The 23,992-nt window shown below is 71.1% G+C and carries 20 protein-coding genes; 13 read left to right on the top strand and 7 right to left on the bottom strand.

Annotated features, from left to right (window positions below; genetic code table 11):
• Nucleotides 1–19: 19 nt before the first annotated feature.
• On the top strand, nt 20–316 hold the full coding sequence (locus BM339_RS28930) for a hypothetical protein (protein WP_143118641.1): 297 nt from the start codon (nt 20–22) through the stop codon (nt 314–316).
• Nucleotides 309–938: a class I SAM-dependent methyltransferase gene (locus tag BM339_RS28925; RefSeq protein WP_083598034.1), complete on the top strand. Its 630-nt coding sequence runs from the start codon at nt 309–311 to the stop codon at nt 936–938. Before BM339_RS28930 ends, BM339_RS28925 begins: the two co-directional genes overlap by 8 nt.
• Nucleotides 939–944: 6 nt before the next feature.
• Here BM339_RS28925 and BM339_RS28920 read toward each other — a convergent pair whose 3' ends face one another.
• On the bottom strand, nt 945–1,448 hold the full coding sequence (locus tag BM339_RS28920; RefSeq protein ID WP_083598032.1) for an HIT family protein: 504 nt from the start codon (nt 1,446–1,448) through the stop codon (nt 945–947).
• Nucleotides 1,449–1,813: 365 nt separating this feature from the next.
• Between BM339_RS28920 and BM339_RS47975 the strand changes: the two genes are divergently transcribed.
• Together BM339_RS47975 and BM339_RS28910 are read left to right on the top strand one after the other, a co-directional pair.
• Complete coding sequence (locus BM339_RS47975) at nt 1,814–2,308, top strand: MarR family winged helix-turn-helix transcriptional regulator (RefSeq protein ID WP_021593533.1); 495 nt, start codon at nt 1,814–1,816, stop codon at nt 2,306–2,308.
• A gap of 134 nt (nt 2,309–2,442) precedes the next feature.
• On the top strand, nt 2,443–2,955 hold the full coding sequence (locus BM339_RS28910) for an SgcJ/EcaC family oxidoreductase (RefSeq protein ID WP_177287803.1): 513 nt from the start codon (nt 2,443–2,445) through the stop codon (nt 2,953–2,955).
• A 4-nt stretch (nt 2,956–2,959) separates the two neighbouring features.
• Here BM339_RS28910 and BM339_RS28905 read toward each other — a convergent pair whose 3' ends face one another.
• Nucleotides 2,960–3,826 carry a helix-turn-helix domain-containing protein gene (locus BM339_RS28905; protein ID WP_075022882.1) on the bottom strand — a complete coding sequence of 289 codons (867 nt, stop codon included), beginning with the start codon at nt 3,824–3,826 and terminating at the stop codon, nt 2,960–2,962.
• Nucleotides 3,827–3,929: 103 nt separating this feature from the next.
• On the opposite strand from BM339_RS28905, the gene BM339_RS28900 reads away from it, so the two are divergent.
• Entirely contained in the window at nt 3,930–4,361 is a 432-nt protein-coding gene (locus tag BM339_RS28900) for a VOC family protein (protein WP_177287802.1), read from the top strand.
• A gap of 20 nt (nt 4,362–4,381) precedes the next feature.
• Here the strand turns inward: BM339_RS28900 and BM339_RS28895 are convergent, their stop codons facing one another.
• On the bottom strand, nt 4,382–6,025 hold the full coding sequence (locus tag BM339_RS28895) for a hypothetical protein (RefSeq protein WP_143118640.1): 1,644 nt from the start codon (nt 6,023–6,025) through the stop codon (nt 4,382–4,384).
• A gap of 727 nt (nt 6,026–6,752) precedes the next feature.
• Nucleotides 6,753–7,994: an IS256 family transposase gene (locus BM339_RS28890; RefSeq protein ID WP_075022879.1), complete on the bottom strand. Its 1,242-nt coding sequence runs from the start codon at nt 7,992–7,994 to the stop codon at nt 6,753–6,755.
• Between the two features lie 354 nt (nt 7,995–8,348).
• Between BM339_RS28890 and BM339_RS28885 the strand changes: the two genes are divergently transcribed.
• Nucleotides 8,349–9,650 (top strand): hypothetical protein, encoded by a 1,302-nt coding sequence (locus BM339_RS28885; protein ID WP_143118639.1) that lies wholly within the window; start codon nt 8,349–8,351, stop codon nt 9,648–9,650.
• Between the two features lie 114 nt (nt 9,651–9,764).
• On the opposite strand, the gene BM339_RS28880 is transcribed toward BM339_RS28885, so the two are convergent.
• Entirely contained in the window at nt 9,765–12,542 is a 2,778-nt protein-coding gene (locus tag BM339_RS28880; RefSeq protein ID WP_075022877.1) for an AfsR/SARP family transcriptional regulator, read from the bottom strand.
• Between the two features lie 133 nt (nt 12,543–12,675).
• Between BM339_RS28880 and BM339_RS28875 the strand changes: the two genes are divergently transcribed.
• Nucleotides 12,676–13,284 carry a dihydrofolate reductase family protein gene (locus BM339_RS28875; protein WP_021593526.1) on the top strand — a complete coding sequence of 203 codons (609 nt, stop codon included), beginning with the start codon at nt 12,676–12,678 and terminating at the stop codon, nt 13,282–13,284.
• Nucleotides 13,285–13,314: 30 nt separating this feature from the next.
• Here BM339_RS28875 and BM339_RS28870 read toward each other — a convergent pair whose 3' ends face one another.
• Together BM339_RS28870 and BM339_RS28865 are read right to left on the bottom strand one after the other, a co-directional pair.
• Nucleotides 13,315–13,917 (bottom strand): response regulator transcription factor, encoded by a 603-nt coding sequence (locus BM339_RS28870; protein ID WP_075022876.1) that lies wholly within the window; start codon nt 13,915–13,917, stop codon nt 13,315–13,317.
• Complete coding sequence (locus tag BM339_RS28865) at nt 13,914–15,122, bottom strand: sensor histidine kinase (RefSeq protein ID WP_083598026.1); 1,209 nt, start codon at nt 15,120–15,122, stop codon at nt 13,914–13,916. The genes BM339_RS28870 and BM339_RS28865 overlap by 4 nt, the downstream gene beginning before the upstream one ends.
• A gap of 106 nt (nt 15,123–15,228) precedes the next feature.
• Between BM339_RS28865 and BM339_RS28860 the strand changes: the two genes are divergently transcribed.
• From BM339_RS28860 to BM339_RS28835, 6 genes are all read left to right on the top strand, one after another.
• Nucleotides 15,229–15,648: a hypothetical protein gene (locus BM339_RS28860; RefSeq protein ID WP_075022960.1), complete on the top strand. Its 420-nt coding sequence runs from the start codon at nt 15,229–15,231 to the stop codon at nt 15,646–15,648.
• Nucleotides 15,641–16,207, top strand: a complete 567-nt coding sequence (locus tag BM339_RS28855) for a hypothetical protein (RefSeq protein WP_075022875.1) — start codon at nt 15,641–15,643, stop codon at nt 16,205–16,207. The genes BM339_RS28860 and BM339_RS28855 overlap by 8 nt, the downstream gene beginning before the upstream one ends.
• A 97-nt stretch (nt 16,208–16,304) precedes the next feature.
• Complete coding sequence (locus BM339_RS28850; protein ID WP_021593521.1) at nt 16,305–16,577, top strand: hypothetical protein; 273 nt, start codon at nt 16,305–16,307, stop codon at nt 16,575–16,577.
• A gap of 238 nt (nt 16,578–16,815) precedes the next feature.
• Nucleotides 16,816–18,165, top strand: coding sequence for a carotenoid oxygenase family protein (locus BM339_RS28845; protein ID WP_075022874.1), 1,350 nt, complete (start codon nt 16,816–16,818; stop codon nt 18,163–18,165).
• Nucleotides 18,166–18,682: 517 nt separating this feature from the next.
• Nucleotides 18,683–22,276 (top strand): nSTAND1 domain-containing NTPase, encoded by a 3,594-nt coding sequence (locus tag BM339_RS28840; protein WP_075022873.1) that lies wholly within the window; start codon nt 18,683–18,685, stop codon nt 22,274–22,276.
• 341 nt (nt 22,277–22,617) lie between these two features.
• Nucleotides 22,618–23,988 carry an MFS transporter gene (locus tag BM339_RS28835; RefSeq protein WP_075022872.1) on the top strand — a complete coding sequence of 457 codons (1,371 nt, stop codon included), beginning with the start codon at nt 22,618–22,620 and terminating at the stop codon, nt 23,986–23,988.
• Nucleotides 23,989–23,992 lie beyond the last annotated feature (4 nt).

The following is a 23,992-nucleotide window of genomic DNA, read 5'->3' as shown; positions in this document are numbered from 1 at the left end:
CCCCGTTGTGGATCAGGAAGTGAGCGTCGATGTGGCGAGCCTGGCCCGGGTGCTGGTCGACGAAGACGCATTCAGCTCATACCGGGCACAGGAAGGCGCGGATGCCGTGATGGGCTTCTCCTGGGAGGAGTTCCAGCGCTACCGTCATCGCGGCGCGGTCTTCGCCACACCGATCAGAAATGGTCGTTCCAAGTTCGTCGGCTGCGTCAGCTTCGATGTCTCGTACGGCCACGATGCGCTCAACGTGCAGCGCATCTGGCATATCCTCAATTCATTGACCATCGTGGTCGGGGAGGACGGGTTCGAGAATGTCTGAGGTGGGCGGGATCACCCGCGAGACCTGTGCTTGCTACGACGCCAATGCGCACTCCTATGGCGAAGCCTCCGAGGATTACGGCAGGTTTCCAGGATTGCGTGCGGAGGTCGTCGAGTTCGCGCGGCTCGCTCCTCGCCCGCTGCCCGTCCTGGACCTTGGATGCGGCGGTGGCCGGGACGCCCGGCTGCTGGCGTCGCTCGGTCGCACGGTGATCGCGGGTGACTACGCGCCCGCCATGCTCGAATGGGCCCGTGGCCGGACCCGGGAGGAGGGACGCACGCTCGGTTTCCTGCGGCTGGACGCCCTGACGCTCCCGCTCCGGGACGCGGCGGTGGCCGGGGTGTGGGCTTCGGGGAGCCTGCTCCACATCCCTTCGGCCGGGATGGAACGTGCGCTGGCGGAGGTGCATCGCGTTCTGGCCCCGGCGGGCATCGCGGCGATCAGCATGCGGATCGGGGACGGTGAGGGCTGGAAGAACGGCGGGTCGCTGGACGGGCGGCGCTGGTTCACGTTCGTCGATCCGGGAGCGTTCACGGGCTGCCTGGAGGCGGCCGGTTTCGCCGACGTCCGGATTCGCTTCGCCGGCCGTGCGGGCTGGTTCGTCGCGATCGGCAGGCGATAGCCGACGTCATTGCCAGGCGTCCGGGTCGGAGTTGGGAGCGGCCCGGCGAATGCCCCCGCGGGGGTCATCGACATCGCCCTGGTGCCGGGGGATCAGATGGATGTGCAGATGATCGATGCTTCGCCCGGCCGCCTTGCCGTCGTTGATACCGATCGTGTACGCCTCGGGGAAGTACTTCTCGTTGATGAGAGCCCGTGCCCTGCGCATCAAGGTGTAGGCGCTGAGGACCTCGTGATCCTTCAGGTCGAAGAACGAGACGACATGCCTTCTGGGAACTATCTCAATATGCCCGGGGTTGGCGGGGTAATTATCAAAGCGCGCATAGAATAACTCGTTCTCGCAGAGGATCCTGTTGAGGGACGGGTCGTCCGCTTGGCAGAAGATGCAGTCGGTTGAGAGGGATCGGGACTCGGAGTCGCCCTCCTCATGTCGACGGCGCCCCAGGAGTAGATCGATCAGGAGTCGAAGTCCCCGACCGGGTCCTTCTGGCGACGTATGCCCGATGAGCATTTTACCTGAATTCTCCTTATTGCCCTGGATGTAGGGGGCATGCGGAAACCGGTGATCAATGGTGTGGCGAGGTGCGCACGATTGTGACTTCGCAGATGGTAGCGGCTGACATGGCCGTGCGAAGGTGAATGGTCACAGGCGTCAGCGGGGCCACGGTAGATCCTGACGGTCGATTGCGTCGCAAATGCCGTATCCGCCCACTAGAACACGTTACGACTCTTGAGTTTCGAAATGCAAGGGTTCTTGCTCTGCGGAATTCCGTCTCGTCGGCCGGGAGAGCCTGGGGAGCGCACTGCTGCGGGGCGGGGCGGGGGTCGTTACCGTCGGGGCGGACGGTGTGGCTCGGGCGAGGGGTGTGGCGAACGGTGAGCGAGCGCGAGGAGCTGATCGAGGCATTGGTCGAGGAGATGCCGTGGTACATCTCGACGCTGGTTCGCTTCCAGGTCGCGGTCGCCCACCAGATCGGCATCCCGGTGACCGATCTCCATGCCCTGGCCGCCCTGCTGGAGACCGGGCCGGTGGGGGCCGGTCGCCTCGCCGAGCTGATGGGGATGACGTCCGGGGCCGTCACCCGCATGGTCGACCGGCTCGAACGCGGCGGATTCGTGCGCCGCGGGCCGGATCCTGAAGATCGGCGGCGCGTGGTGGTGAGCGTCGTCCCGGAGCGGGTGGCCGAGATCGCGCGCTTCTACGAGCCCATGGGCGTCGAGTGGCGGGGCCACGTCGACCAGATCTCCGACGACAACCTGCGTTTCCTGCTGGGGTTCCTGCGGCGCGAGCGCGAGCAGACCCAGGCCGAGACCGCCCGGCTCCGCACCGCTGGACGGCCGCACGGCACCCGGCGCCGCAAGTCTCAGTAGGCCGTGGGGGTGGCTTCAGGGGCCGTCCTGGGGCCAACCCGAGTATTTGCTTCAAGCACTATCTGCTTGAAGCAAATTAATTTAGAGTCGCCGCACCGAGATCTTGACGTCCGGCATGAAAGGTGTGGATGACCATGAAGAACGCGCGTCTCACTCAGGCGGCCCTGGGGGTGGCCTCGCTCGTCCTCGTCCTGGTCGGCTGCGGTTCGGGGAGCGGGGACGAGACGAGCCCGGCCGCCTCGGCCTCTTCGCCGTCCCCGGGCGGGACGGGCACCGCGGCGGACGAGGCCGAGGTCCGCGGCCTGCTGGACAAGATCAACCATGCGTGGGCGCGGGGCGACGCCGCGGCCTACGCCTCGTTCCACACGCCCGACGCCGACCTCATCGATTTCCGCGGCACCCATGCCCGGGGCCGGCAGGAGATCATCGGCCTGCTCCAGCCGGCCTTCGACGGCGTCCTCGAGAACACCCGGGTCCAGGCGCGCATCATCGGGTTCCGTTTCCTGTCGCCCCAGGTGGCGATCTTCCACACCGAGGGAAAGATCGTTCCCACCGGCGCGGACTCGATCCAGACCTTCGTGGCCACCAAGGGCGACCGAGGCTGGTTGATCGCGGCGTTCCAGAACACCCGCTCCGAGACCTCCTGACAGGTCAGCCGCGGGTGGAGCCGGGCGCGCCCGAGAGGAGGGCGAGGCGGAGCTTCGTCTCGTCCTCGCTGCCCGGTTCGGCCGTCAGCATGACGACCTTCCGGTCCGCTTCGCCATCGGTCAGGACGTCGCAGTCGACCGTGATCGGGCCGACCGAGGGATGGTCGACGATCTTGCGGTCCTCCTGGTGCGCGCCGACCACCGCGGAGGCCCACAGCCCGGCGAAGCGTTCGCTGCCCGCGGTGAGGTCCCGGATCAGGGCGGTCAGCCGGTCGCTGTGCGGGAAGCGTCCGGTGGCGCGGCGGAGGTCGGACACGATGGCGGAGTCGACGGCGTCCTGGGCGAGCGACGTCACGGGCCAGTGCGACAGGTGAGGGCCCCCACCATCGGTCGGGAAGGTGTCGCGGGCGAAGTTGCGGAGCCTCGGCGGCTTGGCCGACGGATCGCCCAGCAGCGCGGCCCAGACCCGGTTCCACCAGATCAGCTGCCAGTCCGCCGCGAAGACGGCGGCGGCCGCGGTGTCGCCCAGCCGGTCGAGGAGGCGGTGCAGGCCGGGAGGGATGTGGTCGGAGATCTCCCCGCCCGACGGGGGAACGAGGCCGGCGAGCCGGTAGAGATGGTCCCGCTCGGGGTCGGTGAGCCGCAGCGCGCGGGCGAGTGCGGCGGCCACCTGCGCCGAGGGTGTGGTGGATCGGCCCTGCTCCAGCCGGACCACGTAGTCGACGGAGATCCCCGCCAGCTCGGCGAGGTCCTCCCGGCGCAGCCCCTTCGCCCGGCGGCCACGCCTGGTGGGCAGCCCCGCCGCCTCCGGAGCGATGCGCTCGCGCCACGCACGCAGCGTCGCGCCCAACGTCGTCCCATCAGTGGCCATACGGTCGATTCTCGCTCGTCACCAGCGATGTTGGGTGGTACCGGTTTTCCTACGGCCGGCCCATCTCTGGCCGAGGCCTCGCCGGTTGGCGAACGTGGGGCGCATGAGCATTTCCTTCTCTCACGACCATGTCGGCCTCAGCGTGACCGCTGAGGATCTCGACGCCACCGTCCAGTGGTACGCGACCAAGCTCGGCTTCACCGTCGACCGGCGATTCGACATTCACGGCACGACGTTCGTCTTCATGGTCCGCGGTGACGTCAAGATCGAGCTGATGGCGGGCGCGTCGAGCCGCCAGGCCCCGACCGGGAACGTGCTGACGAGCATGGACCCCTCGCGCCTGCACCATTTCTGCCTGGCCGTCGAAGATCTCGACGCCGCCGTCTCCGAGCTGGCTGGAAGAGGGGTGGACCTCATCGGCGGGCCCATGGACGTGGCGGACATCGGTCAGCGCATCGTGTTCATCACCGACAACCTCGGCACCATCATCGAGCTCGCCGAGCCCGGCACCTGGCCCGCGGGTCGGCGGACCTGATCGCCACCGTGAATCGAAGCTCAGGCGGGAGTGTCCCGATTCTGCTTCAGCTCTTCCAGGGACCAGGTGCCGCGGCCTCCGGTGACCTGGAGGAGTGCATGGGAACGGAGTCGGATCTCCGTGTCGCCGTCCGGGAGAGCGAGTGTCCGGGTAGGGGTCAGAGTGGCGTCGAGGTGCAGGAGGCCGAAGGTGTCTCCGCCACGGAACAGTGCGCGTCCCGGCGGGCCCAGGTAGCGCACCACCGCGGGCCGGTGGCCCGCTATGGAGTGCTCGAACGGACGGACGTGGCCGGCGGGCGGCACGGTCACGGCGTCCCGCTCTCCGGCTCGGGCAGGGGCGCCCGCGTCGGCCTGTTCCAGGGGCGTCACGTCGATCCGCCAGTCCGCCCCGGCGGTTCTCACCTGGAGTACCGCCTGCGCCGGGACGGCGAACGTGCTCCGGGTCGGTGAGGGCTCGCCCCCAGGCGGCCGGCTGAGCATGAGGGTTGACGCGACCGGATCGCAGCCGGGCAGCGGGTCCAGGTTCGGCCCGTACAGGCGGACCTGGTGGGGTTGTCCATCCGGGCATGTCACGACGGCGATTCCAGCCGGTCCCTGGTAGGCGAGCACTTCTGGTCCGCGGCCCGTGGTGGAGCCGGTGAACTCGCGTGCGCGCTCCGGTCCGCTGATCGTGACTCTCCACCGCCCCTCGGACTCGACGTACAGGAACCTCTTCGTGAGCGCCTTGTCGGACAGCAGTCGGTCGTGCAGGACGGTCGTGGCGGGCGGGGCTCCGGGGCCGCACACCGCGACCGGGGTCCCCCCGCCGAACTCGGTGCGTCGAAGCCAGGCCCGCAGCGTCCCGTCGCCCTCGTTCACGATCTCGGCCAGCACCGGCTGGGGGAGCCGTCCCTTGATCTTGACGCGCTTCCCGCCGACGCCGCGGTGCGTGCGGACCGTGCCGTAATGGGCGTGATCGACCGGCGTGAACTGCGGCGGGAGCGCCTCGCTTTCCCCCAGCCAGCGGTCGAGGTCGGTGGCCACTCTGCGCGGCTCTTTCACCCGAAGGCACAATTCGCGGACCAGGCGCCCCCGCTGAGGCATGCTCGTCTGCGGGATTCGGTCTTTGAGAGCCAGTACGACCCAGAACCAATTTCCACACCGCAGCCGGCGCGCGGGAAGAGTGATGTCGTCCCGCATCCGCAGGACGAGGTTGAGTTCTTCCCGGAACGGCGTCAATTGGGCCACGTCCTCCTCGACCTGGCACATCAACGGCTCGCCGTAATGGATCGCCGTGAGCGCGGTGCGCGGGATCCGGAGCACCTTCCAGAGCAGTAGCCCGTCCCAGATGACGATCTCATCGTCGGTCACCCACATCCGGGGCCGCACCAGCACGAGCCTGAGCGTCTGGATCGCGACGCCCACGAGGACGACCGCGAAGATCGGTGCCCACGAGGCCGCGGCCACCTCGGTCAGGGTGGTCTCCTCGTTGAACTCGACCCAGATCAGACCGAACGAGAGCAGCATCACCACCAGTAAGAGCAGGACGCCCACCCCGGCCAGGGTCCACCCCTTGGACCTGGCCACCTTCACCTTGATCGTGGAATAGCCGGGCCGCGCTGACCAGCCCCAGCGGGCTCGGTCGGAGAGGCTGCGCAGCACGGAGCCCTTACGTTCCCTCGCCACCCGTCTGCGCGAAGCTGGAGAACTCCGTGCCCGGTGAACGCCCCGCAGCGCCAAGGCGTTCACCAAGAGCCCGACGCCTCCGGTGTAGGCGGCAAAGATCGCGGCGCCGAACGACGGCAACCACTCCGGCCGCCCGCCCTCCATGTGGACGAAGTCTCGTGAACCGACATCGCGAGCGGGAACCTTCTGGAAAGCGTGAACGGAATGGCCGGAGTCCCCCCTCAACTCGACTCTCTCGTGGGTCGGGTCGGAGAGGTTGCCTGTCGTGAAGACGCCGTACCAGGAACATCCGCCTCGACCGCACACCTCCGATTGCGCGATGAACGTTCCCGGAACCCCTTCGCCTCTCGCGGCGCGCCCCGCGGCCGAGGCCTCCCCGACCATGGCGCCCAACACGAAGGGCCAGATCATCAGCATCCCGGCGCCAATCAGGACCTGGCAGATGGCGAAATGCCCGCGGTCCTTGGCGCCGTACTTCGTCGAGGCCCAGTCGACCTCGCGTCTCCTGCCCATCCCGCCCGCCCCGTCCAGACCGCCGCCGAACCCGAACCGGACGGCACCTGCGCGAACTCAAGGATCACATGCCAGGACCGGAGGGTCGAGTGCGTGAACGATGCCGCCGATCAAGTACCCCGACCATCGTCACCACAGGTGATCAGCACGACACTCGGTCACGTCCACTGGAGTGGTGTAAGAGTTGATCTTCGCGTGATCCTGTTTCTGCAGGTTATGCGGTGAGTTCTCGCTGGTCGATTTCGGGGTCGGGTGTGGTGCCCTCGACTACTCGAAGGCGGGCTTTGGCCAGGAACTCCAGGCCCATGTAGCGGCGGGCCTCGGTCCATTCGTCGGTCTGCTCCATCAGGACGGCGCCGACGAGGCGGACGATCGCGTCCCGGTCGGGGAAGATCCCGACCACGTCGGTGCGCCGGCGGATCTCCTTGTTGAGACGTTCCTGGGGATTGTTGGACCAGATCTGCCGCCAGAGCTGGCGTGGGAAGCCGGTGAAGGCCAGCAGGTCCTCGCGGGCGGCGTCCAGGTGCTCGGCCGCCTCAGGATGCTTGGCCTCCAGCGATGCGACGACGCGGGTGTGCTGGGCGTGGACCTCTTGGGCGGCGGGCTGGTCGAAGATGGTGCGAACCAGCGTCGCCACCCACGGCTGCGCACTCTTGGGCACCTTGGTGAGCAGGTTGCGCAGGTAGTGCGTCCGGCACCGCTGCCAGGCCGCCCCGGGCAGCGTCGCCCCGATCGCCTCGACCAGCCCGGCGTGGGCGTCGGAGATCACCAGCTGCACCCCGGTCAGGCCGCGGGCGACCAGCCCGCGCAGGAATGCCAGCCACCCGGCGCCGTCCTCGGCCGAGGTGACCTCGATGCCGAGGATCTCGCGGTGCCCGTCGGCGTTGACGCCGGTGGCCACCAGCACGTGCACGTTGACGATCCGCCCGCCCTCACGCACCTTCTGGGTCAGGGCATCGACCCACACGAACGCATACGGACCGCCCTCCAAAGGCCGGTTGCGGAACGCGGCGACCTGGGCGTCCAGCACCTTGGACATCTCCGAGACCTGGCTCTTGGAGATGCCCTTGATCCCCATCTGCTCGACCAGCTTGTCCACCCGGCGGGTGCTGACGCCCAGCAGATAGGAGGTGGCCACCACGCTGACCAGGGCCTGCTCCGCCCGGCGGCGCCGCTCCAGCAGCCACTCGGGGAAATAGGACCCCGACCGCAGCTTGGGGATGGCCAGCTCGACCGTGCCGGCGCGGGTGTCCCAGTCCCGGGACCGGTAGCCGTTGCGGCGGTTGACCCGCTCGTCCGAGCGGGTCCCGTAGTCGGCGCCGCAGACCGCGTCGGCCTCCGCGCTCATGAGCGCCTCGGCCATCGTCTTGACCATCGACCGCAACACATCGGGCTCACACGCCCCGATCTGCTCGGCCAACCAGCCCGCAGGGTCCACACTGTTGTCCACGGCCATCGCGTTCCTCTCCTTCTGATCTTGGTCGATTCGAAGGATCACGCGATGGCCGTCTCACGTCACGACGCCACGCCCTCTGACCAGGTCAAACTCATACACCACCTCCGTGGACGCAACCCGACACTCGGTCGCCGTCCACGGCCGACACCCGGACCTCGACCTATAGCGCGTCCCAATTGTTCTTGATCGATCTACAGGATCGGCTTGCCTCCCGCGAGAGCAGGGCAGGCGAATGCCGTGACCCAGAGATCTCCACACCCTGCGGACGCCGGTAGCCGACCACCGCGGCGCGGCGCGGACGAGCACGAGGACGCCGGAATAGATACGTCCTCGCCGCAAGCCGGGCGGCACCGGATGTTCAAGCCGGAGCGTCGTCCCTCCAAGGCCCGCCGGCTGGTGCGGTTCGCCGAGGCGTCGACGTCCGGCCTACGGGACCGACGCTGGGCGCGGGCGGCGGCACTCGTCGTCATCGCGGGTCTCCTCGGTTCCGGTCTGTGGATGCTGAGATGGTCGGGCGGCGGCTCGACCGCCACGCCGGACACCTTCTGGTACGCGCGGGACGCCCTGCGGTACGCGGGCCACTCGCCGGCCGAGGCGGACCGCACCGCCGCGGAGATCACGTGCGGAGCCATGAAACGAGACCGGGCGCGCTGGCGCCTGACCTACACAGAATGCCTGCGGTACCGCACGCGGCTACCTGCAAAGGCGCCGGTCCGCTTCCAGCGCATCTTCACCTCGCGGCCGGGCTACCCGCTGCTCGCGGTCCCGTTCGTCCGTGTGATGGGCACGACCGGTTTCGCCGCGGCGACGGCCGCGCTGGGGGTGGCGTGCGGCATCGCGGTCGTCCTGCTGGCGCTGGCCATCGGGTTGCGTCCCGTCCAGGCGCTGATCGCGGAGACGCTGTTCTACCTGCTCCCGACAGGTTTGTGGGGCAGCCGCCTGCTGGCCGAGGCGCCCATGATGCTCTGCCTGCTGGTCGCTCTGATCGGAACGGTCCTGCTGCTGCGCGGACGCAACGCAAAGACGGCGGTCGGGCTGCTGGCATGCGGGCTTGCCCTATTGTGCGCCGTCAAGCCGGCCAACGGCGTTGCCCTGGCCGCCGCGCTGGCCATGGGCGCCGTGCTTTTGCTCCCCTTCGTGTCGTCGCGCCGGACGTCCCTGGCGGTCACCGGTATCGCGACGCTCGTCCTGGCGGGCAATCTCTGGATCAGTTCCGCCCTTCACCTACCCGGAGTTCACGAGACTCTCCAGGACACTTTCACCCGCCATTTCCGCCTTCCCGATGTGACCGATCCGTGGCAGCGCCTCGCCGACGCGTCACAGTCCCTGTGGACGGACGCGATAGCTCAGCGAATGCTGGAAGCCCCGCTCATCCCGGCGGCCTTCCTGTTCGCGGCGGTCGGCCTGTTCGCCCGCCTCCGCTGGGACGCGGCGTGGCCACTGGCCCTCGCGGGTCTGACCGGGGCGTTGGTGGCCTCCATGCACCCGCTCGTCTACGAGCTCGATCGGCTGTCGGTGGTGACGTGGATCCCAGTCGCCTTCGGCCTGGCCGCCCTGACAACCCACCACCCCCGCAAGGGCGCTGCTCCACACGATCTCTGCTCCACTCAGGAACAACGGCCGCCAATAGGCAGTACCTCACACACAATCTGGTAGCTGACACATCGTGTGGAGGATCGCCCAGGTGGGCGCGCCCAACAGGCCATCCGCGCCACTCTGGCCACCCGCCGCGCCGCCACCGCGTATACCCGCCGAGCCCGGCACGCCGAGTCACCGGCGTCGGCGGAAGGCATCGGCGGCGGACGGGTCGACGATCGTCAGCTGGGTGTGGATGTGGTCGGTGGTGGCAGGGGCGAGGCCGCTGAGGAGGGTGTGGGCCCGGTGCCAGTGCTCGTGCGCCGCCGCGTGACCGCCTGCGAGGTGATGGCACGCGCCGAGGTGGGCAAGGGTGCTGGCCTCGCCGTACAGGTCGCCCAACTCCCGGAACAGGTCGAGGGCCTCGCGGTAGCGGGGAATCGCCCCGGCGGGGTCGCCCATGCTGAGGTGGGTGTCGGCGAGGCATGACAGCGTATGGGTCTCTTCGGAACGGTTGCCGACCTTCTGATGCAGGACGAGTGCCCGCTCGCACAGGTCGAGAGCCTGGCCGTGGTTTCCCAGGCGGCCGTGATGCCAACCGACGTTGGTGAGCGCGGAAGCCTGGCCGACCTGGTCGCCCAGCCGCTCGAACAGATCGTGGGCGCGACGGGCGGCGTCGAGCGCGTCGGACTCCCGGCCCTGGATGGTGAAGACGATGTCCCGGTGGTGATGCGTCCACGCCCGGCCGGCGGGGTCGTCGCGTGACCGTTCCACGGCGGCATCGAGGTGGTGGTGGGCGTCGTCGAAGTGCCCGAGGTCGGCCAGCGTCCAGGCCAGGTTGCGGTGCGCGCGGGCCTGTTCCGCGGGGTCGCCCGACCGGCGGGCCGCGGCCAGCGCGGCCCGCCCGGTCTCGGCCTGGTCGTGCCAGCGGCCCTGCCGGTGCAGGAAGACGAACAACGCCCGCGCCAAATGGCAGACGTGCCGGTCGAGCATGAGTTCGGCGGCGAGCTTCAGGGCGGCGAGGAGCGCGGCGCGCTCGGCCGTGGACCAGGCCAGCGCCTGGTCGGGTGCGGCGAATCCGGTGATGGACACACCCGGGCCGGGCGCGCCGGGCGGCACGGTCTCGATGTGCCCGTGGAGGTGCAGCGCGGCGGCGTACGCGGTGTGCACGTAGTGGTCGACGACGCGGTGCCGCGCGGCCTCCCGGTCGGCGTCGACGGCCTCGCAGAGTTCGGCCGCGTAGGCGCGCAGCAGGTCGTGGCAGGAGTAGCGGCCCGGGGCGTGCTCGGTCAGCAGGTTGGCACGGGTCAGGTCGGCCAGCGGAACCCGCACCCGCGAGGCCGGGACGCCCGCGAGGCTGGCGGCGGCGCCGATCGTGCTCTCGGGCCCGGGATGCAGCCCGGCCACCAGCCGGAACAGCCGCGCCGCCGCCTCGTCGAGCGTGTCGTACGACCATGAGAAGATCGCCCGTACATCGGCGGCGGGCTCCAGTGCGCCGAGGGTGTCCCGGAGCTCGCCGGCCATCGCACCGAGCGGATGCTCGGGATGGATCGCGGCGCGCGCGGCGACGATCGCCAGCGCCAGCGGCAGCCCGGCGCAGCAGCGGACGATCTCTTCGGCGGCGACGGGCTCGGCGCCGAGTCGATCGCGGCCGATCCTGGCCGCCAGCAAGCGCTTCGCCTCCTCCGGCGGCAGCAGGCCGAGGGTGAGCGGATGCGCGCCGTACGTCAGCACCAGCCCCGCGAGATGGTCCCGGCTGGTGACCACCACCAGGCAGCCGGGCGTTCCGGGCAGCAGCGGGGCGACCTGGTCGGCGTCGCGGGCGTTGTCCAGCAGCACCAGCATGCGCCGTCCGGCCAGCAGGCTGCGGTAGAGTCCGGCCCGCGCGGCCTCGCCGTCCGGGATCCGGTGCGGCGGCACCTGCAACGCGCCGAGGAGCTCCAGGACGGCCGCCTCCGGTCGCACGGCCTCGGCCGACGGGTCGTATCCGCGCAGGTTGACGTAGAGCTGACCGTCCGGAAAACGATCGGCGACCCCGTGTGCCCAGCGCACGGCGAGCGTGGTCTTCCCGACTCCGGCCGTGCCGGCGATCACCGTGATCAGCGGCGACCGGAACCTTGTCTCGCCCGGCGGGCCGAGCAGCGCGTCCAGCGCCGCCAGTTCGGCCTCCCGCCCGATGAAGCCGTCGACGGCGGCGGGCAGCTGCCTGGGCACCGCGCCGGCGCCGGGCCCGTCAGCGGTGGCAACGCCTCCGGCGAGCATTTCGGCGTGGAGCAGCCGCAGCTCGGGGCTGGGATCGGCACCGAGTTCCTCGGCAAGCCGACGCCGAATCGTCTCGTACCGCTCCAGCGCCTCGGCGGGGCGGCCCGCCGACTCCAGGACCCGCAGCAGCCGCACCCAGAGGGACTCCCGCAGCGGATGCCGCTCGGCGAGCTCGGTCAGCTCGGCCGGGTCGGAAGGCGATCGGTTCACGAGATCCAGGTCGACCCGCCGCTCCAGCGCGGCCAGGTACCGCTCCTGCAGCCCCGGGGTCACGGACTGCTCCAGCCAGTCCGACCGGATCCCCTCGAAGGGCGTGCCGCGCCACAGCGCCAGCGCGGCGGCCAGCCGGGACCGCTCGCGCGCCGGGTCCGGCACCGCCCCGGCCTCATCGAGCAGGCGGCCGAAGCGCAGCGCGTCCACCTGATCCGGCTCGGCCGCCAGCAGGTAGCCGCCCGCCCTGGCGGCGATCAGCTGCCCTGCGGCGGGTCCCAGAGCGCGGCGCAGCCGCTTGACGTTCGTACGGACGTTGACCCGCGGGTCGCCGTTCGTGTCCGTGCCCCACATCGCGGTCGCCAGCCGGTCCGTCGGGACGGTACGGCCTGCCGACATCGCCAGCACCGCCAGCAACGCGCGCAGCCGCCCGCGCGGCAGCTCGACCGCCAGCCCGTCCACCGAAACGCGCAGCGGCCCGAGCACCTCGACGACCAGCACGTGCTCGCCCCTCCCCGCTCGGCGACCTGTTTCACCCGACTGACACAACTCTGCCACCGCTGTCCGCCAAGCTGACGATCACTACGCGGTCGGGGCCACCAGAGCCACCTTTTCGACCTGACAGGAGACACATATGAGCAGGGTCGTCTGCGACCAGACCATCACGGCCGACGGCTACTCGGCCGGGGCCGGCCAGACCGAGAAGCGACCGTTCGGCGACGACGGCGGCGACGGCTGGGGCAACAGGCTGCACGCCTGGATGTTCGACGACCCCGAGGAGAACCGGGCCGAGGTCGAGAAGATCAACGCCGCCGGAGCGGTCATCATGGGCCGGAACATGTTCGGCCCGGTGCGCGGCGACTGGGACCGGCCGTGGAAGGGCTGGTGGGGTGACAATCCGCCGTTCCACGCCCCTGTCTTCGTACTCACCCACCACCCGCGCGACCCGCAGCCGATGGACGGCGGCACCACGTATCACTTCGTCACCGACGGGATCGAGTCGGCACTGACCCAGGCGCGCGAGGCGGCCGGGGACGGCGATGTCTCGATCCATGGCGGCGCGGCCACCATCAACCAGTATCTCGCCGCCGGGCTGGTCGACGAGCTGCGGCTGCACATCGTGCCGTTCACGCTCGGGGCCGGCGCTCGGCTGTTCGACGGTGTCCCGCCCCTGAACCTCGAACAGGTGGAGTCGCGGCCGGCGAGCTCGGTCACGCACGTGACCTATCGCGTGCTGTCCTGACCCGAGGGGCGCGTGCCGCCCACGGACGGGTCAGATCCAGCCTTCTTCCCAGGCGTGGTGTGCGGCGGCGTGCCGGGAGTTCGCGCCTAGTTTCGCCATGGCGGACGACAGGTAGTTGCGGACGGTTCCGGGAGCGAGGTGCACCTCGGCGGCGATCTCGTTGACCGAGGCCCCCGTCCGGGACGCGCGCAGGACCTCCAGTTCCCGGGCGGTGAGCGGGCAGTCGTCCTCGGTGAGCGCGGACGCGGCGATGTCGGGGTCGACGTAGCGGCGGCCCGCGGCGACGTCCCGGACGATCTCGGCGAGCCGCGTCGACGGCGTGGTCTTCGGCACGAACCCGCTCACCCCGGCGGCCAGCGCGCGGCGCAGCACCCCGGGCCGGGCGTGCCGGGTGACCAGGATGATCCGGGTGGGCAGCTCGGCGCGGATCTGCTCGGCGGCGTGCAGCCCGTCCGCGGGCGGCATCTCCAGGTCGAGGACCGCGATGTCGGGACGGTGCTCGCGCGCCAGCCGGACGGCCTCGGTGCCGGTGGACGCCTGCGCCGCCACGGTCAGGTCGTCCTCCAGGTCCAGCAGCGCGGCCAGAGCGCCGCGGAGCAGGTCCTCGTCGTCGGCGATCAGCAGCTTGATCATCGGGCGCCCGCCTCCGCGGGGAGTGGCAGGGAGCCGGTCAGCTCGAACCACTCGTCGTCGTGTTCCCAGGTCAATGTCCCTCCGGCCTGCTCCAGCCGCTCGGTGAGGGCGCGCAGGCCGGTGCCCGTCCCCGAGCCGGGGGCGTCCACGGCACCGTCGTTGCGCACGCGGAGCCGGGCCGAGCCGTCCGCGACCCGGTAGTCGATGGTGGCGCGGCCGGCCTGGCCGTGCCGCAGGATGTTGGTGGTCGCCTCCCGCATCACCAGGCCGAGCAGGTGCCGGAGGGCGTCGGGAAGCGCGTCGGTTCCCTCGTCCGACTCCACGCGGGTGTCGATGCCGGCGGCGGTCAGCACCTTGGCGGCATTGGCCAGCTCCTCCTCCAGCGTCGTGCGCCGGTACCCCTGGACCACCGCCCGCGTGTCGCGCAGCGCACCGACCGCCAGCTCGTGCACCTCGGTCATCTCCGCCGCCGCCCGCTGGGAATCGGTCCCGGCCAGCCGTGCGGCCAGCTCGCTCTTGAGCGCGATGACCTGCAGATGGTGGCCCTGGATGTCGTGCAGGTCGGCGGCGAAGCGCAGCCGCTCGTCCTTGACCGCCAGCTCGGCGGCCATCCCCCGGGCCCGGTTCAGCCGGTCGGCGATGTCCCACGCCCACAGCGTCCCGAGCATCGTCCACGCGGTGAAGGCGACCATCCCGGCGGGGAACGCCGTCGCGAACCGCAAGCCGTCGCCGGTGAGCCCGCCCGCGGTCCCGCCGATCACCGCGGCGGCCACGATCGCGGCGGCGATGAGGACGCGGCGCCGCTCCGGCGGCAGGAACATCGCGGTCAGCGACACCATCACCGCGGGCGCGAGCGACCACAGCCGCTGGCCGGGCAGCGTCAGCGGGATCACCCCGAGCACCGCCGCCGCCGCGCCTCCGGCGGCCAGCCACGCCACCGGCGACCGGACCGCCGTGCCGGCGGGCGGCAGCCGCCGGCCGAGCAGCACCACCAACGCCGCGCACAGGACCAGGAGCGCCGCCGCGGCCAGGGCGCGGCCCCAGACGGCCACCTCGGGGTGCATGATCCAGTCCTCGGCGAACAGCACCACGAACAGCGCGAACGTTCCGGCGAGGGACCACTGGACGTGCCGCCGGAAGCGCTCCAGGCTCCGCTCCCGCCCAGGGTCGCCGGGAGGCGCATGACGAATGTCATCCGATCCCATGACGACTCCCCGTCCTCCCGTGCGGTTCCGGCACTGCCGGCGGCCACCGGCGGCCAGCACCATGGAAGCCGAACATACCCCACCCCCGTACTGAAGGGACATGGTCATGACAGCGAGGATCGGTCGCCCTCGAACGACCGACTGGCGGCACTTCCTGCGCCACTACCTGGAGATGATCGCCGCGATGCTCGTCGGGATGGCGGTCTTCGGCCTCGCCGTCCAGGGCGTCCTGGCCCTGACGGCACTGGACGCGCCCGCCGCCGAGGAGTGGGCCTCCCTGGAGATGGCCGCCGAGATGTCCGCCGGCATGGTCATCTGGATGCGCTACCGCGGCCACGGCTGGGCGGCCTCCCTGGAGATGACGGGCGCCATGTTCGCACCGCTGGCCGCGCTGTTCCCGCTGCTGTGGCTCGGCGTGCTCCCGGCCGGGTCCCTGATGCTTCTGGAGCACCTCGTCATGCTGCCGGCGATGTTCGCGGTGATGCTCCGCCGCCGCGCCGAGTACGGAGGCGCGGCCCATGTCTGAGACCATCGCAGCGGCCTCCCGGCCCGCCGCTGCACGCCGTCTCTGGCCCGCGGCCCTCGCCGTCGCGATGAGCGCCGCAAGCTGGGGCGGAAGCGAGACCGGCGAGGGCGTCGCGTCCCTGGCCTCGGCACTGCTGCTCCTGCCGCTCCTGTACCTGCTGGTCGAGACGTTCCAGTGGCGCCGGGCGACATGGGGAGTGCTCGCCGCCCTGATCGTCGCCTTCACCGCCCTCAAGGCCGTGGACGTCGTCGAACCGGCCGCGGTCGTGGCCGGTGTGGCGCTGGCCGCCCTCGTCCGGGGCGCGGTCAAGGGGCGGCTGTCCCGGTCGGGTGTACTGCAGGCCCAGGCAATGGCCATGATCGGGTTCGGTGCCGTCGCGCTGACCGGGCTCGTCGTCGCTCCCGACACGGGCCGCTACATCGTGGCGGCCGGCTGGTTCGCGCACGGTATCTGGGACCTCGTCCACCTGAAGCTCGACAAGGTCGTCCTCCGCTCCTACGCCCAATGGTGCGCCGTGGTCGACGTCATCATCGCCGCTCAGCTCGCCTTCGCTCTGTGACCTCGCGGGTCGACACCGTCCTGCGCGCCGGAGGCGGGCGACGACAATGCCATCATGCTCATACAAACCGGCCGCAGCTCGCACCCAAGAGGTTCAGATGCTCTACCAGAGCCCTGCTGACTTCTGCGTCGAGTACGCCAAAGCGCACAGCCGCACAAGAAGCGATCTATTCGGCGCCGTTTCCACACTCGAAGAGGTGACCGTCGTCAGCGAGACCCCGGATACGGCGCGAGTCGAGGCGCTCTGGTTCACGTATGGCCACGAACCGGAGTCCGGGTATTACGACGTTCTTGAGCGCACCGCCTTCGTCCTGGTCAAGCGGTACGACGGTTGGCGCCTGCACTCCGAAGAAGATGTCGGCTACGAGTGACAACTGGTACGGCGCCGCTCCGGCAGTGCACCGGCCCCCGGCCCAGGCAGGCTCGCCGATGTCGAAGCGCACCAAGATCGTCTCGCCCGAACCGCGGGGCCATGCCCAGGTTTCCTGTGCCGCCCTCACCTGGGCTCTCTTCCGTCGGCTGAGGCGGACGGAAAGAACAAGACTGTTGTCCGTCGTCTTTTGCGTGCACGGTTGTCGGCGTCCCCCACTTGCCGACAGGAGTTCCCACGTGTCCGAAACCGTGCCGCTGCACCTGGCGGGCAATAACGCGCCGGTCCCCGAAGAGGTGACCCTGGAGCCGTCCGACGTCGTCGGCGAGATCCCGGCCGAGCTGAGCGGGCAGTTCTTCCGCAACGGGCCCAACCCGCGTACCGGCTGGTCACCGCACTCCTTCGCGGGTGACGGCATGATCCACACCATCGCGCTCGACGGCGGCAGGGCGCGCTGGTACCGCAACCGGTACGTGCGCACGCCGCTGTACGAGCACCCCGGCGAGTCGCGGTTCGCCCTCGCCCTCGACCAGGAGACGGGCCGGATCGACTACCGCGTCACCACCGCCAACACCCACCTGATCACGCACGCGGGCCGACTGTTCGCCCTGGAGGAGGGCGGTTTCCCGTACGAGGTGACGCCCGACCTCGCCACGATCGGGGCGCACACCTTCGACGGGGCCCTTCGGACCCCGATGACCGCGCACCCGAAGACCTGCCCGATCACGGGAGAACTGCTGTTCTTCGGCTACCGGTTGCGCCCGCCGTACCTGACCTACTATCGCGCCTCGGCCGGCGGCGAACTGGTGCAGACGCGGGTCGTGGACGTGCCGCGGGCGACGATGATGCACGACTTCGCCATCACCCGCGATCACGTGGTCTTCATGGACCTGCCGGTCGTCTTCGACGCCGCCCGGGCTGCGGCGGGCGGGCCGCCGTGGCGCTGGGACGACGCGCACCGCGCCCGCTTCGGCGTCCTGGCGCGTACGGCCGGCGACGACGCGCCCGTACGCTGGTTCGACGTCGCCCCCTGCTACGTGTGGCACACCATGAACGCCTTCGAGGACCCCGAAGGCGACACGATCACCGTCACCGGCACCCGCGTCCCCACGCTGTGGCGCAGCGGCGCCGACGACCTGGAGGGCGGGCTCCCGGTCGTGTACCGCTGGACGCTGGATCTGAGGGCGGGCGTGGTCACCGAGGAACCGCTCGACGACGCGCCCAGCGAATACCCCCGGGTGGCCGACTCGATGCTCGGGCTCCCGCACCGCTACGGCTACACGACGAGCTTCTGCCTGGACGCCGAGCCCGATCGGTCGGAGATCTACGCCTACGACCTCACCAGCGGCGGCGTACGGGCGACGCACCGCCTGCCCGCGGGCCACACCTGCGGCGAGGCCGTCTTCGTGCCCCGGGCGGGGACCGGCGAGAACGAGGGCTATCTGATGACGTTCGCCCACGACCGCGGCGCCGGTACGAGTTACCTGGCCATTCTGGACGCCGCCGACCTCGCCGCGCCCCCGATCGCCGAGGTGCACGTCCCGGTGCGCATTCCCGCGGGCTTCCACGGCAACTGGATCCCAGTCTGAGCAGGGCCGCCCCGACGTCTCCGGCGCGCTGCATTACCAGTCTGACCGAACGGCCGGCAGCACGACATTGCGACTCGCCGCTATCCGGCGGGTCGGGGGTTGCCGGATGGCTGGTGGTGGGTGGTCAGTGCGTGGAACGGCGGCGGACTGGACGGCGGCGCGCAGGGCGGCGCGGGTCAGTTGCCGCCGTTGGATCCGGTGTAACTGCTCTTCCGCCACTTGGCGTTTTTCAGGTCCATCTTTCTTGGACCACTTTTCTGATCAGCTCGCGTGACATCTCCTCGGTGAGTGCCCGTGAACGAAGGGCGCCTGCCGCGCATGCAGGAGAGCGACACGATCAGCGAGGCGGGCGCCCAGCCTGTTAGGTCCTGAGACGGCCGCCATCGGCCAGGCGGAGGAATATCTCAGAACCGCAGTACAGGCATGACCTGCCTGGATATTCCGATCACGCCGTGGCCAGTATTTGCCCTCGACAGGGCCGAAGGGCTTCGTTTTTCTGGATGGAAAAGGGGGGCCGATGTCGAATATCTCGCCGGATAAGATCACGAGCCGTGCGGAGTTCTCTGCCGAGCTGACGCGGGCGCGCGAACTCGCGGGGCTCACCGTCCGGGACTTGGCGCACCGGACGGGCATTCCGCACAGCACGCTCGGCGGGTACTTCAGCGGCCGGCACGTACCGCCGGTGGGCAGGCCCGAGCTGCTGGAGAGCGTCCTGCGGTGTTGCGGGATCGGCGCGGCCGACGTCGAGGGGTGGCGGCGTGCGCTGGTCCGCGTGCGGCACGCACCTGGGCGGGCGCCCGCCGGGGGCCCGGTGCCCTACCGCGGACTGGAGGCGTTCCAGGTCGAGGACGCGGAATGGTTCTTCGGCCGGGACGGGGCGACGGCCGAGCTGCTGAACGCGGTCCTGAAGCTGGCCGAGGAGGGCGGCGGGATGCTCCCGCTCGTCGGAGCGTCCGGATCCGGGAAGTCCTCGCTGCTGCGGGCCGGACTGGTCCCGGCGCTGGAAGCGCGGGGGACGCCGGCGAAGGTGTGCACCCCGGGCGAGCCGGCGCCGGGGGACGGGCGGGTCCTGGTCGTCGACCAGTTCGAGGAGGTGTTCGCGCTCGGCGAGGGCGGACGCGTCGTGGACGAGCTGTGCGCGGCGGGCGGCGTCGCGGTGCTGGGCCTGCGCGCCGACTTCTACGCCGCGGCGCTCGCCGACCCCCGGCTCGCCGACGCGCTGCGCGGGCAGCAGGTGATCCTGCGGCCGATGCTCGCGGAGGAGATCCGCGAGGCGGTCCTCGGGCCGGCGGCCAAGGCCGGGCTGGAGGTCGACGACGGGCTCGTCGACCTGCTGCTGCGCGACCTCGGCGAGGGGGACCTGCCGCTGCTGTCGCACACGCTGGCGGCCATGTGGGAGAGGGGCGGGCGGCGGCGGCTGACGCTGCGGGACTACCGGGAGAGCGGCGGCGTCCACGGTTCCGTGGCGGCGACGGCCGAGGAGGTGTACCTCAGCCTGGACGAAACGGGCCGCGAGATGACCCGGCGGCTGTTCCTCAGCATGGTCCACCTGAGCGAGGGCACCGAGACGTCCCGGCGGCGGGTGGCCGCGGAACTCTACGAGGAGTTCGGCGACGTCGGGGAACTGCTCCAGCGGTTCATCCGGGAACGGCTGATCACCGCCCAGATGGACACCGTCCAGATCAGCCACGAGGCGCTCCCGCGCGCGTGGCCGAGGCTGCGCGGCTGGATCGACGCCGACCGCGCCGGGCTCATGTTCGAGCAGGAGCTGTCCCAGGCCGCCGAGCTCTGGGACCGGCAGGGACGCGCGCCGGCGGCGCTGCTGCACGGGGCCAGGCTGGCGGCCGCGCGGGAACGGGCGAACCGGGCGCCGGTCGTCCGGGACTACGTGGCCGCGAGCCTGCGCTGGAACCGGCGCAGGATCCGCCGGCTCTACCAGGTCATCACCGCGCTGGTCGCGCTGACGGTGCTGGCGGCGGCGCTGACCCTCTACGCGTTCCAGCAGCGCAACGCCGCCGAGGGGGCGCGGGCGCTGGCGCTGTCCCGGCTCGCCGCGGGCCAGGCCGACCGGCTGCGCGGCGCCGACACGGCGCTGGCCGCGCAGCTGGCGCTGGCCGCGTTCCGGCTGGCGCCGACGGCGGAGGCGCGCAGCGCGCTGCTCAACACCTCCGCATCGCCTCTCGCGACGCGGCTCGACAGCGGAACGCGGGAGCTGCACGCGGTGGCCTTCAGCCCTGACGGGCGCACCCTCGCCGGGATCGGCGCCGACCAGCGGGTCAGGCTGTGGGACACCGCGTCCGCGACGAAGGCGCCCGTCGAACGCGGAGCGCCCGCGGCGACGCTCACCTCCACCGAGCTGAGCCTTTCGTCGGTGGCCTTCAGCCCGGACGGGCGCCTGCTCGCGGCGGGCGGGGCCGGGCCGTCCGTGGCGCTGTGGGACACCGGAGACCCGGCGAACCCGCGGTCACTGCCGCCGTTGCGCGGGCCGGTCGACGGCATGCACGCGGTCGCCTTCAGCCCGGACGGGCACCGGCTCGCCGCCGCCAGCTCCAAGCGGGACGTCTGGGCGTGGGATCTGCGCCGACCGGGAGAGCCGCGGCGCTACCCGGGCCTACGCGGCGCCGCCCAGGCGGTGGCGTTCAGCCCGGACGGGCGGACCCTCGCCGCGGGCGGCGCAGGCAAGGCCGTCCGGCTGTGGGACGCCGCCGGCCGGCCGGGACCTCTGCTGGAAGGCGCGGAAAGCGACATCACCACGCTGTCCTTCGACGGCGACGGGCGGACGCTGGCCGTCGGAGGCCGCGACCGGGCCGTCCGGCTGTGGGACCTGCGCGACCCCGGACGCCCGAAGGCGCTCGGCGGACCGCTCACCGGCCCGACCAGCTACGTGTACGGGACCGCGTTCGGCCCGGACGGGCGCACGCTCGCCGTGGCCTGCGCCGACGACAAGGTCCGGGTGTGGGACACGGCGACGCGGCGGATCACCGCGGTGCTCCCCCATCCGGAGCCGGTGACGTCGGTGGCCTTCCGCGCCGACGGGACGCTCGCGTCGGCGTCCACCGACGGGACCGCCCGGCTGTGGCGGCTGCCGGGCCCGGTCCTCCGCCAGCCGGAAGGGCACGTCTACTCGCTGGCGTACCGGCCCGACGGCCGCGTCCTCGCCGGCGGCGGAGAGGACGGCCGGATCCGGCTGTGGGACCCGGTGACGCGCACGCCGCTCACCGAGCCGGTCGTCTCGTCCGCCGCCTTCGTGATCTCGGTGGCGTTCGCCCCGGACGGGCGGACGCTCGCGGCGGGCGGCGGGGACCGCTCCGTCTGGCTCTGGGACCTGGCCGACCCGGCGCGGCCGGTCCGGCTCGGCCGCCCGCTGACCGGCGCCGCTGATTGGATCGAGTCCGTGCTGTTCAGCCCGGACGGCCGGACGCTCGCCGCGGCCGGAGACGACCGGATCGTCCGGCTCTGGGATGTCACCGACCGGCGCCACCCGCGCCAGACCGGCCGCCTCACGGACGCGACCGGCGGGCTGTTCATGCTGGCCTACAGCCCCGACGGCACGCTGCTCGCCGGGGCGAGCACCGACCGTGCCGTGCACCTGTGGAGCACGGGCGACCGGCCCCGCCTGCTGCAGACCTTGCCCGTTCCGGAGGGGTCGGTCTACTCGGTGGCGTTCAGCCCGGATTCGCGCACGCTCGCCGTCGGCAGCACGGGGAAGACCGTGCGGCTGTGGGACGCGTCCCGGCCGGGACGCGCCGTCCCGTACGGGCCCGCGTTCACGGGGCCGAACGGGTACGTCTACTCCGTCGCCTTCGACCGCTCCGGCCGCCGGCTCCTCGCCGCCGGGACGGACCGCACCGTCCGGCTGTGGGACGTCGCCGACCGGCGGAACCCACGCCCGCTCGCGACCCTCACCGGTCCGGACGACGCGATCCTCCCGGCGGTGTTCGCGCCGGACGGCACCGGGGTGGCCGCCGGCGGTCTCGACCGAACGGTCCGGCTCTGGGACATCGACCTCGCACGCGTCGCCGCACGAGTGTGCGCGATGGTGGGCCGGGACATCAGCGAGACGGAATGGCGGCTGTACATCCCGGGCGCGCGGTACCAGCCGCCCTGCTAGCCAAGCCCCATTCAGCGACGGGCTGTCGGAGCAGGTCGTGCCACGGGCCGGCCGCCGGTTTTCCGGCGACCTCGGCCGGGTATGGCGCTGTGCCGCGCGGGGTTCGGCCGGCCCGCATGCGGCGGGGGCGGAGGCCGCCGGCCCCCGCGGGTCGCGCCGCGGCCGGCGCGAAAAGTCAAGGTGCCCGAAGGCCCTCCACCCGACCGGCGCCGGCGCCGGGACGAGGGCAAAGTCCAGGTCGCCGAGGTACCTGAGTGTTGACATGACCCACGTCACAGTTCACAATCGGTGAAACAAAGCGAGCGATCACTTTTCCTGACTCGAGAGAGAGGATCGGCTCCATGGCGGCGTCCGAGACCGGCCCCAGAAAGATGCGGCTGATCGCGAGTGCGAGCAGCATCGGCACCGTGATCGAGTTGTACGACTTCGTGATCTTCGCGTCCGTCGCGGCGCTCGTCTTCCCGAAGATCTTCTTCCCCGCGCTGGGCTCGGCAGCCGGCACGGTCGCCTCGTTCGCGACGCTCGGCGTGGCCTTCGTGGCCCGCCCTGTCGGCTCCATCCTCTTCGGTCACTTCGGCGACCGGCTCGGACGCAAGCGGACGCTCGTGTCCACGTTGCTGCTCATGGGCATCGCGACCGTCCTCGTCGGCGCGATGCCGACAGCGGACCAGATCGGCGTGGCCGCGCCGCTCCTCGTCGTCGCCATGCGGATCCTGCAGGGCATCGCGGTCGGCGGCGAGTGGACGGGGGCGACGCTGATGGCGGCGGAATACGCGCCGAAGCCGCGGCGCGGATTCTGGTCGATGTTCGCCTCACTGGGCGGCGCCATCGGGTCGGCTCTCGCCCTCGCGACCCTCCTGGTCACGCGCATGACCATGAGCGACGCGGCGTTCCTGTCCTACGGCTGGCGGATCCCGTTCCTCGCCAGCGTCCTCCTGCTCCTGGTGGGCCTCTATATCCGGGGCTCGATCGAGGAGACGCCGGTGTTCAAAGAAGAGATCGCGCGCCGCGGCGCCGCGTCGGCACCGCTCCTGGAGGCCATCAAGCACCAGCCGCGCGAGGTCCTGTTCGGCTCGGGCGTCCTTCTGACGGTGTTCGCCTTCATCTACATGGTGCTCGGCTACATGATCAGCTACGGGACGGCGGAGCTCGGGCTCAGCGAGACCACCGTCCTCGCGATCACCATCCTCGCCAGCGTCGTCATCGCGCCGGCCATCGTGCTCGGCGGCGCCCTGTCCGACCGCATCGGACGGCGGACCGTGATCATCGGCGGGAACGCCGTCGCGGTCTTCTGGGCGCTGGCGCTGTTCCCCGTCCTCGGCTCGGCGTCCGCCGCGACCTTCGCCGTCGGAGCGTGCGTCACGATGATCATCGCCGGGGTCACGTACGGGCCGGTGGGCGCCTTCATGCCCGAGCTGTTCCACACCCGCTACCGCTACAGCGCGACCGGATTCTCCTACAACATCGCCGGCGTGCTCGGCGGGGCGGTCCCCGGGGTCGTGGCGGCCGCGACGATCGACACCTACGGCTCCCTCGCCTTTGGAGCGTTCCTGGCGGTGCTCTGCCTGATCGGCCTGGGCTGCACCGTCGCGCTGGGCGAAACGAAGGACGCGGAGATGGGGTCAGGCGACGGATACGGCCACCGGAGCCACCGACGTCACCGCCGGCTCGTCAAGGACGAGAACGCCCTGCCCGCGCACCGCCTGCGCTAGGACC

This window comes from Actinomadura madurae (assembly GCF_900115095.1).
Lineage (GTDB): Bacteria > Actinomycetota > Actinomycetes > Streptosporangiales > Streptosporangiaceae > Spirillospora > Spirillospora madurae.
Note: the sequence above shows the minus strand (reverse complement) of the source record. Positions and strands in the feature narration are given on the sequence as shown.